At 64.5% G+C, this 1,032-nt stretch carries 1 protein-coding gene; it reads right to left on the reverse strand.

Going from position 1 to position 1,032, the window contains the following annotated elements; translation table 11 throughout:
- On the reverse strand, positions 1–1,032 hold a 1,032-nt coding region (locus QRN10_RS24985; RefSeq protein WP_285429373.1), incomplete at both ends, for an ATP-binding cassette domain-containing protein.

Genomic DNA, 1,032 nt, shown 5'->3' on the forward strand with positions numbered 1-1,032 from the left:
AAATGCCCATGACTTCCATCAGGTCGCTGGACACCACAATCACCGCAATGCCCTGGGCCGCGAGGTTATGGATGATCTGGTAGATCTCGGCCTTGGCGCCGATATCGATGCCCCGCGTCGGCTCGTCGAGCAGCAGCACTTTCATCGGCATCGACAGCCAGCGGCCCAAAATGGCCTTCTGCTGGTTGCCGCCGGAGAGGTACAGGATCTTTTGCGCGGCGTTCGGGGTTTTGACTTTCATCGCCTGGATCTGGTGTGCGGCGTTGCCCTTCTCCCAGCCCTCGCGCAGCAGCCAGCCGAAGCGCGAGTGGGCGCCACGGGCACTGATGTTGATGTTCTCGGCCACGCTGGACAGCGGGATGATGCCTTCCTTCTTGCGGTCTTCGGGGCACAGCAGCACCCCGGCGGCGATGGCGTCGCGCGGCGAACGCAGTTGCAATGGCTCACCACAGAGCTCAAGGCTGCCGGCGCGGGCACGCTCCAGGCCGCTGAGCAGACGGAACAGCTCGGTACGCCCTGCCCCGACCAGGCCGAACAAGCCGAGTATTTCGCCTTTGCGCACCTGGAAACTCACCGGCTCGCGCAAGCCTGGCCCAAGCAGACCGTCGACCTTGAGCGCCACCTCGCCCTGCTCGCGCGGGCGGTAGTCGTAGATGTCCTGAATGTCGCGACCGACCATGCAGGTCACCAACTGGTCGTGGGTCAGCGCGCTCATGTCCTCGAACGTGCGCACGTAGCGGCCGTCCTTGAACACCGTGACCGCGTCGCAGATGCGGAACACTTCTTCCATGCGATGCGACACGTAGAGCACCACTTTGCCCTCGTCGCGCAGGCGCGTGATGATCGCCATCAAGCGGTCGATCTCCCGCGCCGACAGGCTGCTGGTCGGCTCGTCGAAGGCGATCACATGGGCGCCACGGGACAGTGCCTTGGCGATTTCCACCAATTGGCGCTGGCCCAGGGACAAGCGCCCCAGTTTCTGGTCCGGGTCGATCTCATCGGCCAGGCCCTTGAGGCACGCCAGGGCCTGCT

It is taken from the genome of Pseudomonas sp. lyk4-R2A-8, from assembly GCF_030209095.1.
In the GTDB taxonomy this organism is placed as follows: Bacteria; Pseudomonadota; Gammaproteobacteria; order Pseudomonadales; family Pseudomonadaceae; genus Aquipseudomonas; species Aquipseudomonas quebecensis.